At 58.6% G+C, this 17,056-nt stretch carries 18 protein-coding genes; 9 read left to right on the forward strand and 9 right to left on the reverse strand.

Annotation, left to right across the window (positions count from 1 at the left end):
* Position 1: 1 nt before the first annotated feature.
* Positions 2 to 964, reverse strand: coding sequence for an NAD(P)H-dependent glycerol-3-phosphate dehydrogenase (locus AC2TDA_RS07105; RefSeq protein ID WP_480877681.1), 963 nt, complete (start codon positions 962 to 964; stop codon positions 2 to 4).
* Positions 961 to 2,058: a tRNA (adenosine(37)-N6)-threonylcarbamoyltransferase complex transferase subunit TsaD gene (gene tsaD / locus AC2TDA_RS07110; protein WP_480877679.1), complete on the reverse strand. Its 1,098-nt coding sequence runs from the start codon at positions 2,056 to 2,058 to the stop codon at positions 961 to 963. Before tsaD ends, AC2TDA_RS07105 begins: the two co-directional genes overlap by 4 nt.
* A gap of 97 nt (positions 2,059 to 2,155) precedes the next feature.
* Between tsaD and AC2TDA_RS07115 the strand changes: the two genes are divergently transcribed.
* The 3 genes from AC2TDA_RS07115 to AC2TDA_RS07125 are packed head-to-tail and all read left to right on the forward strand — an operon-like array spanning position 2,156 to position 5,618.
* Positions 2,156 to 2,869 carry a uroporphyrinogen-III synthase gene (locus AC2TDA_RS07115; protein WP_480877678.1) on the forward strand — a complete coding sequence of 238 codons (714 nt, stop codon included), beginning with the start codon at positions 2,156 to 2,158 and terminating at the stop codon, positions 2,867 to 2,869.
* A 54-nt stretch (positions 2,870 to 2,923) separates the two neighbouring features.
* Positions 2,924 to 4,138: a COG4223 family protein gene (locus tag AC2TDA_RS07120; protein ID WP_480877676.1), complete on the forward strand. Its 1,215-nt coding sequence runs from the start codon at positions 2,924 to 2,926 to the stop codon at positions 4,136 to 4,138.
* A 10-nt stretch (positions 4,139 to 4,148) separates the two neighbouring features.
* Positions 4,149 to 5,618 carry a heme biosynthesis HemY N-terminal domain-containing protein gene (locus AC2TDA_RS07125; protein ID WP_480877674.1) on the forward strand — a complete coding sequence of 490 codons (1,470 nt, stop codon included), beginning with the start codon at positions 4,149 to 4,151 and terminating at the stop codon, positions 5,616 to 5,618.
* Here the strand turns inward: AC2TDA_RS07125 and AC2TDA_RS07130 are convergent.
* Genes AC2TDA_RS07130 through AC2TDA_RS07140 form a run of 3 tightly spaced genes read right to left on the reverse strand, consistent with a single transcriptional unit; the run spans position 5,615 to position 8,713 of the window.
* A complete protein-coding gene (locus tag AC2TDA_RS07130; protein WP_480877672.1) occupies positions 5,615 to 6,661 on the reverse strand; it encodes an ABC transporter substrate-binding protein in 1,047 nt (348 codons plus the stop codon). The genes AC2TDA_RS07125 and AC2TDA_RS07130 overlap by 4 nt on opposite strands.
* Positions 6,658 to 8,049: a sensor histidine kinase N-terminal domain-containing protein gene (locus AC2TDA_RS07135; protein WP_480877671.1), complete on the reverse strand. Its 1,392-nt coding sequence runs from the start codon at positions 8,047 to 8,049 to the stop codon at positions 6,658 to 6,660. Before AC2TDA_RS07135 ends, AC2TDA_RS07130 begins: the two co-directional genes overlap by 4 nt.
* Complete coding sequence (locus AC2TDA_RS07140) at positions 8,042 to 8,713, reverse strand: response regulator transcription factor (RefSeq protein ID WP_480877669.1); 672 nt, start codon at positions 8,711 to 8,713, stop codon at positions 8,042 to 8,044. Before AC2TDA_RS07140 ends, AC2TDA_RS07135 begins: the two co-directional genes overlap by 8 nt.
* Positions 8,714 to 8,874: 161 nt before the next feature.
* Between AC2TDA_RS07140 and AC2TDA_RS07145 the strand changes: the two genes are divergently transcribed.
* The 3 genes from AC2TDA_RS07145 to AC2TDA_RS07155 all read left to right on the forward strand — a co-directional run bounded on the left by AC2TDA_RS07145 (position 8,875) and on the right by AC2TDA_RS07155 (position 11,916).
* A complete protein-coding gene (locus AC2TDA_RS07145; protein ID WP_480845067.1) occupies positions 8,875 to 9,852 on the forward strand; it encodes a Bug family tripartite tricarboxylate transporter substrate binding protein in 978 nt (325 codons plus the stop codon).
* 83 nt (positions 9,853 to 9,935) lie between these two features.
* Positions 9,936 to 10,367: a tripartite tricarboxylate transporter TctB family protein gene (locus tag AC2TDA_RS07150; protein WP_480845068.1), complete on the forward strand. Its 432-nt coding sequence runs from the start codon at positions 9,936 to 9,938 to the stop codon at positions 10,365 to 10,367.
* A gap of 10 nt (positions 10,368 to 10,377) precedes the next feature.
* A complete protein-coding gene (locus AC2TDA_RS07155) occupies positions 10,378 to 11,916 on the forward strand; it encodes a tripartite tricarboxylate transporter permease (RefSeq protein WP_480877668.1) in 1,539 nt (512 codons plus the stop codon).
* A gap of 63 nt (positions 11,917 to 11,979) precedes the next feature.
* Here the strand turns inward: AC2TDA_RS07155 and AC2TDA_RS07160 are convergent, their stop codons facing one another.
* Genes AC2TDA_RS07160 through AC2TDA_RS07175 form a run of 4 tightly spaced genes read right to left on the reverse strand, consistent with a single transcriptional unit; the run spans position 11,980 to position 14,331 of the window.
* Entirely contained in the window at positions 11,980 to 12,822 is an 843-nt protein-coding gene (locus tag AC2TDA_RS07160) for a fumarylacetoacetate hydrolase family protein (protein ID WP_480877666.1), read from the reverse strand.
* Between the two features lie 18 nt (positions 12,823 to 12,840).
* Positions 12,841 to 13,596, reverse strand: a complete 756-nt coding sequence (locus AC2TDA_RS07165) for an SDR family oxidoreductase (protein ID WP_480877664.1) — start codon at positions 13,594 to 13,596, stop codon at positions 12,841 to 12,843.
* A gap of 8 nt (positions 13,597 to 13,604) precedes the next feature.
* Positions 13,605 to 14,114: an aldehyde dehydrogenase family protein gene (locus AC2TDA_RS07170; RefSeq protein ID WP_480896854.1), complete on the reverse strand. Its 510-nt coding sequence runs from the start codon at positions 14,112 to 14,114 to the stop codon at positions 13,605 to 13,607.
* Between the two features lie 7 nt (positions 14,115 to 14,121).
* Positions 14,122 to 14,331, reverse strand: coding sequence for a hypothetical protein (locus AC2TDA_RS07175; protein WP_480877660.1), 210 nt, complete (start codon positions 14,329 to 14,331; stop codon positions 14,122 to 14,124).
* A 21-nt stretch (positions 14,332 to 14,352) separates the two neighbouring features.
* Here AC2TDA_RS07175 and AC2TDA_RS07180 point away from each other — a divergent pair, with 21 nt between their 5' ends.
* From AC2TDA_RS07180 to AC2TDA_RS07190, 3 genes are all read left to right on the forward strand, one after another.
* A complete protein-coding gene (locus AC2TDA_RS07180; protein ID WP_480877658.1) occupies positions 14,353 to 14,577 on the forward strand; it encodes a hypothetical protein in 225 nt (74 codons plus the stop codon).
* A 259-nt stretch (positions 14,578 to 14,836) separates the two neighbouring features.
* Complete coding sequence (locus AC2TDA_RS07185) at positions 14,837 to 15,931, forward strand: alcohol dehydrogenase family protein (protein ID WP_480877656.1); 1,095 nt, start codon at positions 14,837 to 14,839, stop codon at positions 15,929 to 15,931.
* Entirely contained in the window at positions 15,928 to 17,052 is a 1,125-nt protein-coding gene (locus AC2TDA_RS07190) for a mandelate racemase/muconate lactonizing enzyme family protein (RefSeq protein ID WP_480877654.1), read from the forward strand. Before AC2TDA_RS07185 ends, AC2TDA_RS07190 begins: the two co-directional genes overlap by 4 nt.
* Positions 17,053 to 17,056: the final 4 nt, after the last annotated feature.

The following is a 17,056-nucleotide window of genomic DNA, read 5'->3' on the forward strand; positions in this document are numbered from 1 at the left end:
ATTATTCCTCCTTAAGCGGGCGATTGAGCAGGTTTTGGATTGCTTCGGGCACACTGTAAGCGCCGTGGCTAAGATCTGCCACCGTCGTGCTGATCGGCATGTCCAGCCTTTCGGTCTTGGCAATTTCGGCCATAGCGCGGGCGGTGGCCACACCTTCGACGGTTGTCGCACTGTCAAATGATTGGTTTAGACCCAAAGAAAGGCCAAAACGGTAGTTTCTGGACAATTCAGACGAGCAGGTCAGGACCAGATCGCCCAGCCCTGACAGGCCCATCAAGGTTTCAGCCTGTGCGCCGCGCATGGCCGCAAAGCGATGCATTTCGGCAAACCCACGAGTCATCAATGCGGCGCGTGCGCTGTCGCCCAACCCTGCACCGATAGCCGCGCCGCAAGCAATTGCCATCACGTTTTTGAGTGCCCCGCCCAGCTCGGCACCGATTGTGTCTGATGTTCGATAGAGCCGCAGGTTTGCGGTCGTCAGATCAGCTTGCAATTGCTGGCACAATACAGTGTCCTCGCAGGCCAATGTCAAAGCCGTGGGCAGACCCCGTGCTATGTCATCGGCAAAGCTGGGACCGGTCAAAAGGGCAGGGCTTGCATCCGGGATAATCCGCCTGATGACGGAAACTGGGCCAAGACCCGAAGACAATTCGATCCCTTTGCAGCAGGCGACAAGGGTTTTTCCGGCCAGAGCAGTTTCATTTTGTACCAATGCAGCGCGCAATTGCTGCATTGGAACCGCCAGTAGCAAAACAGTACTCTGTGCAGCCTCGGGCAATCCGGCCGTTACGGTCAGGTTTTCGGGAAGTGAGACGCCGGGCAGGCGCGCTGCGTTCTCCCGGGCAGTCTGCATCACCTGCGCTTGTTTCTTGGATCGCGACCACAATGTCACCGGCCCGTTTCCGGCCAGTGAAATTGCCAGCGCTGTACCAAAAGCCCCCGATCCCAGTACAGAAACACTCATGCTTTTGCGCCTTTCTTACCGCTGCCCAACATCGAAGGGCTGGTCTGATCCAATGGCCATCGGGGTCTTGCAGTCAGGTCCAACCCGTCCCGTGCCCCGGTCAGAAATCGCTCGATCCCGGCATACGCGATCATCGCAGCATTATCGGTGCACAGGGCAAGTGGCGGTGCGGTGAACCGCGCGCCCATATCGGAACAAACAGTCTCTAACACTTGACGAATCGCAGTATTTGCCGCGACGCCACCGGCGACAGCGATCACCGGATCAGTAGGGTTTTCGTCAAGATAAATTGAGATGGCACGGCGGGTTTTCTCGGCCAAGGTGTCAACAATGGCTTGTTGGAAACCAGCACATAGATCAGCTCGGTCCTGACGTGTTAAACCGCCTTGTTCATTTACGATCTGGTCTCGTGTACGCATTAAAGCCGTTTTGAGACCGGAAAAGGACAGATTGCAATCGGGCCTGTCCAGAAGGGGCCGCGGAAATCGGAATCGTTTGGGATTACCCATTCGCGCCTCTGCCTCGACCGAGGGGCCACCGGGTTGTGGCAAGCCGAGCAGGCGGGCGGTTTTGTCGAATGCTTCACCCGGGGCATCGTCAATCGTACCTCCGAGGCGAGTAAATCGCTCGGGCCCGTGAGCGATCAGGTACTGGCAGTGACCGCCTGAGACCAGCAGCATGAGATAGGGAAAGGCAATTCCATCGGTCAGGCGCGGCGTCAATGCGTGCCCGGCCAGATGGTTGACGCCAATCAGGGGCAGGCCCGTAGCCGCACTCAGCCCTTTGGCACACATGACGCCCGACATTACGCCTCCGATCAGGCCCGGACCGGCGGTCACGGCGATGGCGTCCATGTCGCGCAGCTTCAAACCGGCGTCCTCGAGCGCCTGGATCACACAAATATCCAGCTTTTCAGCGTGTGCCCGCGCTGCGATCTCGGGCACTACACCGCCATAGGCGCTGTGCAACTCGGTCTGGCCATGAACGACAGAAGACATAATTTCAACCCGCGCGCCTTCGGATTGGCGCACGACTGCGGCGGCTGTATCGTCACAGCTGCTCTCCAGTCCAAGGACGGTAAGTGTTTGCACCATTGGCCTGATCCGTTGCATCATGACTGCCAAGCGGGGTATCACCCTGCGCGGATGCAAACAATCCCAAGGCCGAAGGCGCCGCCCGTTGTATTTGTTGATGACCCGCCCTCGCGCCGCCTCGGAGAGGTTCGTTGCGCAGCTGCCGACCCGCACCAGGTCGCGGGTGAAGGTCATTCATTCTCCGCTGATTGAGATCAAACCGATGCAGGTTCAGGCTGACATGAGCGGCGTGAAAGGGCTGATCTTCACATCGGCAAACGCTGTGAATGCGGCGGCCTCGATGGGCGTGGATCGAAGTCTGCCGGCCTTTTGTGTCGGGCCTGTAACGACCGGAACCGCAGTAAATGCCGGGTGGAAGGCGCAGATGGGTGGCGGGACGGCGGAAGAACTGATTGCTACCTTGCTGCAACTCAGACCTCAAAGCCCTTTGATGCATTTGAGGGGTGAATATAGTCGTGGGAATGTAGCCGAGCGGCTGACCGAGTCGGGTTTGACAGTGCTTGAGCAACCGGTTTACCGGCAGAACCTGCTGCCTTTTTCCGACGAAGCCGTGGAAGCAACCACGGGCGACGCCGCGGTTCTTGCGCCATTGTTCTCACCTCGCACGGCGCGACAATTTGCCGATGTTTGGTCGGGAACAGCGCCATTGTGGCTGGCGGCAATCAGCGATGCGACCGCTGAACCCCTTGAAAATCTGGGTTACAGCCACCTGAAAGTCGCCAAGCAGCCGACGCCCGTAAAAATGCGGAAAGCCGTTAAAAAGCTTGTGAAACTTGCGATGCGGGTTGAGAGCGCGCCAAGCGCGGATTAACTTGGACTGGTTCGTAGTTCAGGTGTTTTTGGAATCGATAAGGGGAATGTGACGGTGGCTGGCAAGAAGAAGTCCGATCAGGAGCCGGTAGAGAACCCTAATCCCGACGCGGTGGTTCAGGATGAATCTGTCCAACGCGAGACGGAAGACGTCGATACGTCCCTTGACGCGGCAGAGCCCGTCGAAGAGGTGATTTCCGAAGCCGAAGCCGAAGCCGAAGCCGAAGCCGAAGCCGAAGCCGAAGCCGAAGCCGAAGCCGCGAATGTCGAAGAAAAAGTCATCGAACGCAAAGTGGAAAAACGTGGCGGATTCATACCAGCTCTGATTGGCGGTGCAGTTGCAGCAGCAATCGGATTTGCGGCGGGAAATGCCGGGCTTTTTACCAATGACTCCACGGCCACGGACGCGATTTCCGCGCTGGAGGCGAAACTGGCCGATCAATCCGATGAGATCGCTAAGCTGTCCAAGACCCTCTCAGAGAACCCGGACCTGTCCAGTTTGTCGGATCAAGTCACGACCCTGTCGAACAAATTGACGCCTTTGGAAAGTGAAATCGGGGGCGTGAAGTCCAGCTTGGATACTCTTTCAGGTAAAGTCGATCCTTTGGCCGACCGTTTGAGCGCGCTGGAAAAACGACCCATTTCCGAAGGCGCATCGCCAGAGGCAGTGGCGGCGTATGAAGCCGAACTGAAGAAGCTTCAGGATTCGCTGGCCACGCAACGTGCCGAAGTGGAAAAGATGGTCGCAGATGCACAGGCGTTGGAATCCAAGGCGGCTGCCGATGCTCAGGCCGCCGCCAACGGGGCCATCCTGTCCCAGTTGGTCGGAAAGCTGGATGCTGGCCAACCCTATTCTGATCTGCTGTCAGAGTTGCAAGCCGGTGGAGTGACCGTGCCCGACGCTTTGTCTGCTCCGGCAGACAAAGGGGTTGCGACGATCTCTGCCCTCAGCGCGTCGTTCTCACCAGCTGCCCGCTCTGCACTTGCTGACGCACGAGACGCGGACAAGGGGACCGGGCTGGTTGCGTTCCTTCAGCGCCAAACTGGTGCGCGGTCAGTAACACCTCAGGACGGTGACAATCCGGACGCAATTCTGTCACGGGCTCAGGCGGATCTAGCGGAAGGGAATGTTACAGCTGCGCTGAATGAACTCAAATCATTGCCTGAGGCCGCGCAGTCTGCGATGGCCGATTGGGTGCAGACGGCCCAGGCACGGGCCGCCGCTGTTGAAGCCGCGAATGCGCTTGTTTCAAGCGTGAACTCGAACTGAAGGACCTGCCATGCTGTGGTCATTGTTAAAGATCCTTGTTTTTGTTGCGATTATCGGCCTGCTGGCCATGGGTGCAGGGTTTCTCATGGAGTCCAGCGGCGGCGTTCAGATCACCGTAGCGGGCACGGAATATACGTTGGGGCCACTGCAATCAGTGATCGCTTTAGGCGTGCTGGTTGTTGCCGTTTGGCTGTTTTTCAAGTTGCTCAGCCTGCTGGTTGCGACGCTGAAATTCCTCAATGGCGACGAAACTGCCCTGTCGCGCTATTTTGACCGCAGCCGGGAGAAGCGCGGCTATCAGGCGCTGGCCGATGGGCTGATGGCTTTGGCCTCGGGCGAGGGGCGCGCGGCCATGACCAAGGCCAACAAAGCCGAAAAGCTGCTGAACAAGCCGGAGCTCACCAACCTTCTTGTGGCGCAGGCGGCTGAGATGACGGGCGACACGAAAAAGGCATCCGAGACTTACAAGAAGTTGGTCACGAACAACGCAACCCGTTTTGTCGGGGTGCGCGGCATCATGAAACAGAAGCTGGCAGAAGGCGATGATGAGACTGCGCGCAAGCTGGCCGAAAAGGCATTGTCGATCAAACCGCGCCATGAAGAAACTCAGGATGTGCTGCTGAATCTGCAAACCAAGGCGCAGGATTGGGCCGGCGCGCGTTCGACCCTGACGTCCAAACTAAAGTCCGGGTACCTGCCGCGCGACGTGTTCAAACGTCGCGACGCCGTTCTGGCCCTGTCCGAGGCCAAGGAAATTCTGGACGAAAGCGCTACGGTCGAGCAACAGGAACATGCGATCGAGGCCAACCGGCTTTCTCCTGACCTGGTTCCTGCTGCGGCCATGGCTGCACGTGCTTATATTGCCAAGGGCAAGCTGCGCGCCGCGACCAAGATTCTGAAAAAAGCGTGGGAGGTTCAGCCGCATCCCGATCTGGCCCATGCCTTTGCCGAAATTGCGCCCGATGAATCCGCTGAGGACCGGATCAAACGGTTTACTGCACTGACGCGCGTTCACCCAGAAAACATGGAAACCCGCCTGATTCTGGCCGAACTGAATATTGTAGCCGAGGACTTTCCCGAGGCGCGCCGCGCCCTAGGTGACATTGTGGAAAAACAGGGCGATGCGCGGGCCTACACACTGATGGCGGCAATAGAACGGGGCGAGGGCGCTTCTGATGCTGTGGTGCAGGGGTGGCTGGCACGAGCTCTCAACGCGCCGCGTGGGCCGCAATGGGTCTGTGATAATTGCCATGACATTCAGGCTGAATGGGGCCCGGTTTGCCAGAACTGCCACAGCTTCGACACGCTCAGCTGGCAAACACCGCGAACACCGGAAATCGCAAGTGCAACCGGTGTTCATATGTTGCCGCTGATCGTCGGTGCGCTGGAGGACAAGGCTGAACCGGAAGACGTTAAAGAGGTCGAAGACGTGATCGAAGCCGATGCCGCTCCGGTCGAAGAAGTGGAGAAGCAAGCTTAACGCGCGGTCTCGACGTTGAACGCGTCGTTCCACAGTTTGAACAGCTCGGCCCGCCTGTTTTGATCTCTGGCCACCAGCAAGGCCGGAGACAGCGGGATAAAACGGCGGGCGCTGGGCGCCAGACCCGTCTCGGTTGCGTCCAGCCGCGCGACCAGCCCCGCAGTTGCCAACAGGTCCTGAGCTTGTGCCGACAGCAGAAAATCCAACAGTTGTGTTGCGGCATGCGCGTTGCGGGCTTGCCGCGGGATCATATAGGCGCGCGATAGGACAAGCGTGTAGTCTTCAGGCAGGATTACACCCAGACCGGGCGCGTTTGCGTTGGCGACGTAAGACCCTAAAACGTTGTACGCAATCAGAAACCGCCCCTCGGCCACATCTCGGATGATTTCAGCGGAACAGCAGGTGGCAACGGCATCAATGCGGGCAAAACCTTCGATCAGCGACCCGAATGTCGTGGCTTCGAGGCTGTCGCCGTAGGCGAAGAGATACCCCAACCCCGAGGCTGCGATGTCATACGTCGCCACACGCCCGCGTAGCAGCTCGGGCTGTGTGCGCATTGAATCCAGCAGCGCAAAGCGGTTGCGGGGCACGCTGTCGTCCGGCAGGCGATCCTTGTTGTAAACGATGACTGCAGGTTCAGTTGTGATCCCCCACAACTCATCTCGCCAACGTCGGGCATGTGGCAGAGCATTGGTCGCGTCCGAAGAATACCGGGTCGCGCAGGCTGAATTCACCAGCCACACCATTTGCTGAACAGCCGAGGAAAACACCGCATCCGCTGCGCCCTCACCAGTTTTACAGACGGTTTTGCTGTGCTGGAACAGGGCGTTCGATCCCCATTGCTCATAGCTGATGGTCAGGTCGGGGTTCAGGGCTGCGAATTGCTCCATTACCGGGCGGATAATGACGATGTCCGTGGTCGAACGGATTAGCATCTCTTCAGAGCCCGTGCCGAATTGTGCGACGGCTTCCTGCGCGCGGGTTTGATGCGGCACCAGCGGAAGCAAAAACAAGCTGCAAAGGACCAAAAGCCGGATCATCATACCCTCGCGCCTGCTGCTGGAAAGCTCAGGGCGGCACGGAAGCCGCTTTCCCCGCGCGTCATTTCAACCTTACCGTCAAAAGCCTCGGCCGTGGATTTGACGATGGACAGGCCAAGCCCTGAACTGTCCTCGCCAGAGGCGGAGGTACGGTTGAACCGGCCGCCCAACTGTTCGGATATCGACGTATCCGGTCCCGCTCCACAATCGTGCACCCACAAAACCGCACGCCCGTCCAAATGATCGGCGCCAATGCTGACTGGTGGTATGCCGTGCCGCAATGCGTTGCCCAGCAGGTTCTTGGCCGCCTCGCCAATGGAAAAGGCATCTGCATTCACCATCACGGGGTCTTCGCCAATCTCGAGCCTCACCTCGACACTCGGTGCGATCAGCTCGTGGTCGCGCTGTTCGAGTATGTCCAGCGCTACTTCGCGCAAATCCACCGGACGACGCGGAGCGCTGTCGATGCGGTGGATGACCATGGCGCGTGACAAGAGCTGGTCCAGCAAAGCGCCAAGTGATCGCGTGCGCCCCAACAGACGTTCCAACGCGCGCTTGCGAGCCGGAGCGTCGGGGTCGTCCTGCGCGATTTCGGCCTGCACCCGAATGGCAGCAACGGGTGTGCGCAACTGGTGCGCGGTGTCCGCGATCAGATTGCGCATCGTGTCCACCTGTCGGTCCAATCGACCCATAAACCGGTTCATCGCGCCCAACATGACCTGCAATTCATGCGGCAGCCCGTCGCTGGCCATGGGAGTCAGGTCGTAGGGGTCGCGGCGGGTCAGGTCGTCCGAAAGCGCCTCGAGCGGGCGTAGTGCGGAACGGGTGACGAACCACGACATGACCAGCAGCAATACCCCGGCGATCCCCATAGGCAACAGCGCGTCGCGCATCAGGCCGGCTGTCATCGACTGCCGCGCATGCAAGGTTTGGCCGACTACAATTTCAACCTCTCCGGAAAAATCACGCTCGGCAAACAGGCGTGTCACCCGTACGAACCGTGCGGGTTCACCGTTAAGGTCCGCCGCGAAATACAGAGGCGCCGTGCCTGCCTGGTCCGGAGCTTCAATGATTGTGTCTCGATCCAGCCCTGTGATGAAACGCCCTCCGGGCGCAAGCACCGCGTAATAAATGCGGTCTTCGGGCGCCTGAGCGAGCAATTCAAAGGCAGACACGGGCAAGTCGACGACAGGCAGGCCATCTTGAATTCGAATAGATTCGGCGATATCGCTGGCCGCGCCCAGCAACAGGCGGTCATAGGCTTGTCGCGCCGCCAGTCGCCCGTTGGCCCAGATTGACAAAGCAACCAGCAACCCGCCCAGCACAAGGATGAGGATCACTGCGCTGAGCACGCGTGCTGTCAGGCTATGTGGCAGATGCAACCTAGCCATTCAGACCGATCCGATACCCCACACCGCGTTGCGTGGTGATTGAAACCTGACTACCGGTAAACTTCTTGCGCAGTCGTGCGATATATAATTCGATCGCGTTCTCACCGACATCAGCGTCTTCGAACCCATAGAGAGAGTCGTAAAGCCTTGATTTTGATAGGTATTGCCCCTCATGTCGAATCAGCGCATCCAGAACAGCGGCCTCGCGCGCCGTCAGGTTCAGACGCTTTCCCCCCAAACTAGCGCTACGGTCCTTTGGGGCGTAGATCAGGGGGCCAAGTGTAATTTGCTCGCTTTTGCGATCCGCGTCACGACGGACCAGTGCACGCAGCCGGGCCTCAAGTTCGCGCTGATCGAAAGGTTTGCCCAAATAGTCGTCGGCGCCTTTGTCCAATGCGGCAACCCGATCGTCGACCGAGGTCAGGGCCGTCAGCATCAGAACAGGTGTTCGGTCACCCGAGTTTCGAATTTTCCCGAGGAAACTCAAACCTGACCCGTCAGGCAGATTGATATCCAATAGAATGGCGTCATAGCTCTGGACCGCGCAGAAATCTCGGGCCGACTCAACCGTTGTGGCCAGGTCGCAGACAACACCAGACCGGGCCAAGTGCGCCACCACACCCTCGGCCAGATCCTCGGCATCTTCGATCATCAAAACGCGCATGGGTCCCCCGCAAACCAACGGTCACCGGTGTGACAGGTTCGTGACAGCATTATTCGTTAAAGAAAATCAACCTGCAAGGAAGGGTCTGCGTGCCCGATCTGTGCAGGGACCGGTTTCGGCTGCGCAAAAGTAGCCCAAAAAGACCTGAGGAGGAGGAACAAATGAAACTGTTTGGAACCAGTGGTGCGATTGCTGCTGCCGTTTTTGCCCTGTCCGGCTTTGCCGCAAATGCACAGGAAAACCCTGAATGTATCGCGCCGGCGAACCCGGGTGGCGGTTGGGACTTTACCTGCCGGCAGGTGGGCAAGTCGCTGCAGGACCTCGGTCTGATCGATCAGACCATGCAGGTCGTGAACCTGGCCGGCGGCGGCGGTGGTGTCGCTTTCGCTGAGGTGGTCAATAAGCGTGGCGAGGATGACAGCCTGATCGTTGCAGCCAGTGCCGCCACTGCGACGCGTCTGGCGCAGGGCGCGTATCCTGGCAATACCATGGATCAGGTCCGTTGGCTGGCAGCCATCGGTGCGGACTATGGCGTAATTGCCGTCGCCGCGGACAGCAGTGTTAACACGCTGCCCGAACTTTTGGACCAGATCAAAGCTGACCCGACATCTGTTTCGGTCGCTGGCGGCTCGGCCGTGGGCGGTTGGGACCACCTGAAAGTGCTGATTGCGGCAAATGCCTATGGCATCGATGATGTGCGTTCAGTGAAATACATCGCCTTTGATGGCGGTGGCGAGGCCGTTACCCAGCTACTGGCCGGTTCGGTTCAGGCTTTCACCGGCGATATCTCGGAAGCCAAAGGCTTCGTTGATTCTGGTGACATCAAGGTGATCGCGGTGCTGGCACCCGACCGTCTGCCGGGTGAATTCGCAGATTTCCCGACAGCCAAAGAACAGGGTATCGATGCAATTGGTGCCAACTGGCGCGGATTCTACGCACCCGGTGGTATGACCGACGCGGCATACGGTGACTGGGTCGGCAAGATCGGTGACCTATACGCTTCGGACGAGTGGAAAACGGTAATGGCTGCCAACGGCTTGGCTCCGCTGGACCTGCAGGGCGAAGACTTCCAGAACTTCGTGGCCGAATCCGTTGGTCAGATCCAGACCATCTCGAAAGAGATCGGGATCATCAAATAACCACAACAATCGTATGTGTCCGGGTGCCGTTCTGACCAATGGCTCCCGGATCACCATCTTTACCCGAATAATAGGAGACACCGATGAGTGACCGCATCTTCGGGGTCGTCGGAATACTTCTCGCCATCGGATTCGCTATTTCCGCGCTTGCGATCGAAGAGAGCTTTCTTTCCGATGCCGTTGGACCCAAAGCTTTCCCTCTGATCATCGCCGCAATTCTGGGTCTGTCCAGCGCAGTCATCGCTTTGCGCCCGGATGCCGAGCCGCAATGGCCTGCCCTTGGCCGCCTCGTCGAAGTTGGAGCGGCCGTGGTCGTGATGATCCTCTATGCCGAGTTCTTGCCGGTTGTTGGCTTTGTCATCGCGACCGCGTTTGCTGCGGCATACCTCGCTTGGCGGCTGGGTTCCGGCCCGCTGGAAAGCATTTTCGTTGGCGTTGGAACGTCCTTGGGCATCTACGTAATCTTCCATCTGGTTCTGGGCCTGTCGCTGGCTCGCGGGCCTTTGGGTTTCTAAGGAGGGGATCATGGAAACTCTGGCATCCCTCGGAGACGGTTTCGCCATCGCGCTGACGTGGCAGAACCTGATGCTGGCCCTGCTGGGCTGTTTTCTGGGCACGATCATGGGCGCGTTGCCCGGTCTGGGCCCGTCAAATGGCGTGGCCATACTGATCCCGCTGGCGTTTACGCTGGGGTTGGGGGCAACGCCCTCGCTGATCCTGTTAACCAGTGTCTATTACGGGGCAATGTACGGGGGGCGGATCTCGTCGATCCTGCTGAACATCCCCGGGGATGAGCCCGCCATGATGACCTGTCTCGATGGTCATCCCATGGCCAAGAAGGGTTTCGCGGGCGAAGCGTTGTCGCTTTCAGGTATCGCATCATTTGTAGGTGCGTTTCTGGCTACCTGGGGCTTGATTTTCCTCGCGCCGCAGCTGGTGAAGATCGCGCTGTTGTTCGGCCCCGCCGAATACTTCGCGCTTTTTGCGCTGGCTTTTATGACCTTGGGCGGTGTGTCCTCGACCAATCAGGCCAAGTCGGCTTTTGCTGCCGCACTGGGCCTGGGATTGGCAACCATCGGTGTCGATACACAGACAGGCGTTCCGCGTTTCACCTTTGGTGAAGTCCATTTGTATGACGGTCTGGATTTCCTTGTCGCCATCGTGGGTCTGTTTGCGTTGTCCGAAGTGTTCATCTTCCTTGAGCACCGCCACGGCGGATCGGATGCTGAAGGTCGTAAGTTGAACATTGGTCGTTTGTATCCGCCGATGTCGATGATCAAGCAGTGCACACCGACAATGCTGCGCACCTCTTTCCTTGGCTTCCTGGCCGGTGTTTTGCCTGGGGCGGGGGCCTCGCTGGGGTCGTTTATCTCGTATTCGATGGAAAAACGGCTGGTGGACAAAGAAAATACCTTTGGCACCGGTGATCCGCGCGGCGTGGCCGCACCCGAGGCCGGGAACAACGCCGCCGCAGGTGGCGCGTTGGTGCCTATGCTGGCGCTGGGCGTGCCAGGGTCGGGCACCACTGCCGTGTTGTTGGCGGTTTTGCTGGCTCTGAATATCACACCTGGACCGCTGCTGTTCACGCAGAACCCGGACGTGGTCTGGGGCTTGATTGCGGCTCTGTTTATAGCCAATTTCATGCTTCTGGCGATGAACATCCCAATGGTTGGCTTGTTCACTCGTGTCTTGATGGTCCCTTCACGCATCCTGATGCCGGTTGTGGCCATGGTCAGCTTTGTGGGCATCTACGGCATTTCGGGCTCCAGCTTTGATCTTCTGGTGATGATCGGGTTCGGCGTCATGGGCTGGGTTCTGCGCAAGCTGGACGTACCGCTGGTGCCGATCATTCTTGGTACGTTGCTGGGTAACTCGATGGAGAACAACCTCCGCCGTGCTGTCACCATCGACAATGGCAACTGGTGGACCCTGATCGACAGTCCACTGGCGATTGCCCTGTGGGCGATTGCCTTCATCGGCTTCGTTCTACCCCTGATCGTGGGCGCAAGGGTCAAAGCCAAGATGCATCAGCGCCGCGACGAGGAAGGCGCGATCAGCGACTGATTACTCTAGCTTGCCACCGCCCGTCGGGTATTCTGCGGGCGGTGGCAATACAAAAACCATCATTCAGCCAGCAACGACTTCCTGACGCTGCACGCCCAATCCTTTAATGCCCAGTTCCATCCTGTCGCCCGGTCTGAGGTAAACCTGCGGGTTCTGCCCCATGCCTACGCCCGGAGGCGTCCCGGTTGAGATCACATCGCCCGGTTGCAGTGACATGAATTGCGACAAGTGCGAGATCACTGTTGCCACCCCGAAATACATCGTTTTGGTCGAGCCGTCCTGATATCGCTGCCCGTTTACCTCAAGATACATCGGCAGGTTTTGCGGGTCCGCGACCTCATCTCGTGTGACCAGCCACGGGCCAATCGGACCGAACGTATCTGCCGATTTACCCTTTACCCACTGGCCCGAGCGGTGCAGCTGAAAGTCACGTTCGGACAGGTCATTAATCACGCAATACCCGGCCACATGGTCCATCGCCTGCGCTTCCGAGACATATTTGGTCGCTTTGCCGATAACGACGCCCAGTTCAACCTCCCAGTCCGTTTTGACCGAGCCCCGCGGGATTTCGACAGTGTCGTTGGGTCCGATGATAGCCGAGGTTGCCTTGAAAAAAATCACCGGCTCTTGCGGCAGTTCCATACCGCTTTCTGCCGCGTGGTCAGCGTAGTTCAGGCCGATGCAGATGAATTTACCGACCTGTCCAACGCAGGCGCCAATCCGGGGATCACCCTCGACCAATGGAAGGCTGTGTGGATCGATCTGACGCAGTCTGGCCAGACTTTCATCGCTCAGTGTATCACCCGAGACGTCTTTCACCACACCGGACAGGTCGCGGATCGCACCATCACTGTCCAGAAGGCCGGGTTTCTCCGCACCCGCAGCACCATAGCGTAGAAGTTTCATTCAAGGGTCCTTTTCCACTCAGATCGTCCAGCCGCCGTCGATGGCAAAGGGCTGTCCTGTTGTGTATCGGCTGGTGTCGCTGGCCAGATAGAGAGCCAGTTCCGCAATCTCGTCCGCAGTACCGATCCGACCCATCGGCTGACGGGCAATGAAATCAGTCATGGACTGATCATAATCCCCGGTGGCGCGCAGTCGATCATGCAGGCTGGGGCTGTCGACAGTTCCCGGGCAGATCGCATTGCAGCGGATGCCTTGTGTCACATAGTCGGATGCGATCGATTTGGTCAGGCCGATCACGGCCGCTTTTGAGGCGCAGTAAGCGAACCGGTTCGGCACACCCTTCATCGACGATGCGACCGAGGACATGTTGATGATCGATCCGCCGCCATTATCCAGCATTCCCGGCAGGGTCAGCCGGATCAGCCGGTACATCGCCTTAACGTTCAGATCGAAACTGAAATCCCAATCGGTCTCTTCGCATTCAAGGATCGAACCCGAAGCCACATAACCGGCACAGTTGAACAGAGCGTCTAGTACCGGCAGATTATCCACCGCCGCTCGCACGGCATCGGCGTCTGTAACGTCAAGTTTTAAGGCGCTAACGCCATCGATTGCGTCCAGCTCGACCAGAGAAGCATCGTTGATGTCGCTGGCAATTACTTGGGCGCCTTCGGCGGCGAAAAGTTCGGCTGTGGCGCGGCCAATGCCCTGACCCGCAGCGGTGATCAGGGCAGTTTTGCCGGACAGCCGGTTGGAGGGGTTGGATAACGCCATAACTGTCCTCATACTTTCTCAGGCAAAAGATCTGCAGGAATGTCCTGATAGCAGACCGGGCGCAGGAAGCTGCGAATTGGCAGCGTTTCGACCGATGTAGCGCCGAAGTTGGTCGATGCCGGTTGGTGACCGCGAAGAACCATGCTGTCGTAGACCTCGACCTCGGTGGGAAAGTCGTTGGCCGGCAGGCGACCGGCCTTGCGTTCCAGGACAGGCTGCAACGCACGGGCGGCGTCACGATCAGCGTCGCCCATGTGAAGGGTGCAGGTCAACTGACCCTCGACTGCGCGGGCGTCGATCTCATCTGCGATTGCGTGCAGCGGGGCGGCACGTTCAGCGCGCGAAGAACAGCCGAACGTGGCAAAGGCGTCTTCTGCCGCCGTAACGGCCGCGTCTACATCCGCCGGCGTGTCGATGGCAAAGTCATGGCTAGAGCCATGGGCAGGGTCCGAGGAAAAGGTGGCTTCCGAGCTAACCCAATTGCCTGCGATCGGGTGTTTTCCGGTCAACATTTGCATATCTTTCTTAAGCCAGGCCGCGATGGGCAATGTTTCGCATCAGGTGGGAAGCCCCGAACTGCCACTCGGGGCATTCGGTGGACAGTCGCACCGTGTTGGCCAGTGCGCCCAGCTGGTCATTTGCAATTGTCACGATATCTCCCGCCTTGTGGGTGAACTCGCCGTCCGGTGTATCGCGGTCTTGTGTGGGTGCAAAGAGGGTTCCCGGAAACGGCATCAACCCGTCAGGGTATTGGTGATGCCGCCCAATCATTTGTCACGCCAGATCATCGCGTTGGGCAGTGGCGGCTGGATGGCGCGTGCTATTCCCCAGTGCCCCGTGGGCATCGGTTATGAAACCTCCACAGGAACCATCGATGCGGTCATGGGTGAAGAAGTACCGCCGCTGATCGACACCGGGTTCAAATATTATGACGTTTCCAACGTCAGCGACCGCAAGATTTCCGCTGCTCTGTCCGATTGAGACTACCAGTCACGAATGAATGGCCCGCCTTTTTGGCGAACCAGTTTAGGCTCTTGAAGGAGGTTAAAGCGCCATTGCTAATTATCCCAATTTAGGTGTTCTCAACAGCCATCCGGTGATTGACAACGCGACGCAATTAGCAACTATCAGCCAGTTTCAACTGAAATGCGGTGATAGGGCGATGCCTGTACCGGAGGTTGGAACACAAGTTCCTGTTCAAGTAATTTACGGCCAAAACGCCGTAGCTAGAGGGCAATACATGGCAACTCAAGGCAAGATGGCAGCGGTTCTTCTGACCGGTCATGGCGGGCTGGAAAAACTGGACTTTCGCACTGATGTAGCGATTCCCGAACCGGGCAAAGGCGAAGTGCAAATCCGTGTGACTGCAGCGGGGATCAATAACACCGATATCAACACACGGATCGGCTGGTATTCCAAAGTCGTGACCTCCGACACGGAATCGGGTGGTGCTGAAGGGTTCGACAAGGTGGATACCGACGATGCCAGCTGGTCCGGCATTCCACTGACCTTCCCGCGCATTCAGGGTGCAGATGTCTGCGGCTACATCACTGCGGTGGGAGAGGGCGTAGACCCGGAACGGATTGGACAGCGTGTTTTGGTGCAATCAATCCAACCGATCCGGGAGGCAGATCCGTTTACGTGCATCACCTATGGGTCGGAACTTGACGGCGGGTTTGCCCAGTTCGCCATCGCCAAGTCTGAATTCACACATGCCGTGCGCTGCAACTGGTCTGATGCCGAGCTCGCATCGATCCCCTGCGCCTATTCTACCGCCGAAAACATGCTGCATCGCGCATCTGTCGGGGCCGAGCGGGTCTTGATCTCGGGCGCGTCCGGCGGTGTCGGATCGGCAGCCGTTCAGTTGTGCAAGCGACGCGGTGCCTTTGTCATTGCGATGTCCTCGGCAGCCAAGGCGGATGAAGTGCGCGCGCTGGGCGCGGATCAGGTGGTTGACCGGGATGCGGATCTGGTGGGTACACTGGGTGCCGGGTCTGTCGATGTGGTGATCGATTTGGTAGCTGGCCCGCAATGGCCTTCGTTTCTGGATGTTTTGCGCCGAGGCGGTCGCTATGCCACCGCCGGTGCGATCGCCGGACCGATCACACAGCTTGATGTCAGGTCGCTGTATCTGAAGGATTTGTCTCTATTCGGATCGACCTATCAGGCGGATGAGGTTTTTCCGAACCTTATCTCGTATATCGAAGGTGGTGAAATCCGCCCCGCTTTGTCTGCCACTTACCCCTTGGCCGAGATCGCCCAGGCGCAGGAAGATTTCCTGGCAAAGAAACACACAGGCAAACTGGTTTTGCTGCCGCCCGAGACCACACCATGAAGATCAGCCGCATCGAGCTTTATCAGGTGGAGCTGCCTTATTCAGGCGGGGTTTATCTGCTGTCCGGAGGGCGTGAGTATCACGGCTTTGACGCCACGATCGTTCGCATGGAAACGGATACCGGATTGGAAGGCTGGGGAGAAAGTACGCCTTTCGGGTCGACCTATATCGCCGCACATGCCCGCGGCGCTCGCGCCGGGGTCGAAGAAATCGCGCCCTGCCTTCTGGGCCGTGATCCCAGACAGCTGGACCGCATCAATGACGCAATGGACGAAGCTTTGGTCGGGCACAATCACGCCAAGACTGCGCTGGACATCGCGTGTTGGGACATTTTCGGAAAGTCTGTCGACCTGCCGGTTTGCGAGTTGTTGGGCGGATCAACCGACCACCGCATGCCGGTCATATCCTCGATCTATGCCGGTGATCCCGAAGACATGCGTGCCCGCGTTGCGGATCACCGGGCCCGTGGATATCTGGGCCATTCCGTGAAGATCGGAGCGTTGGATTCCGAAGGTGGCCCGGCGCTGGATGCAGAACGGATTTCGGCCTCGCTGGCGGACCGGCGACCGGGCGAATACTTCATTGTGGACGCCAATGGCGGTATGATCCCTGAGACCGCCCTGCGGATGCTCAGGTTGCTGCCGGAGGGTCTGGATTTCGTTCTTGAAGCCCCGTGTGCGTCATGGCGCGAAACGATCTCTCTGAGGCAGCGGTGTAACGTGCCGATTATTGTTGACGAGTTGGCGCAGCAGGATCAGGACGTCACTCAGATCGTTGCGCAGGACATCGCGGATGGGATCGGGTTGAAAATCTCGAAAGCAGGCGGCCTGACGCGCGGGCGCAGGCATCGCGATATCTGCCGGTCCGCAGGGCTGACGATCAGCGTTCAGGACACGGTTGGTTCGACCATCGCCTTTGCGGGCATCGTTCATTTGGGCGCAACCGTCCCGGAACGTTTTCTACGCTGCGTGCTTGATTGTCGCGACATGGTCACCCTGGAAACCGCCGCGTTTGATGCGCCGGTCGTCGACGGTGGTGTGCTGGTCCCGCAGGCGCCCGGTCTGGGATTAACTGTAAAGACCGAAGCCTTCGGGGCCCCGGTCGCAACTTGGTCATTGTAGCACC

This window comes from Ruegeria sp. HKCCD6426 (assembly GCF_057221115.1).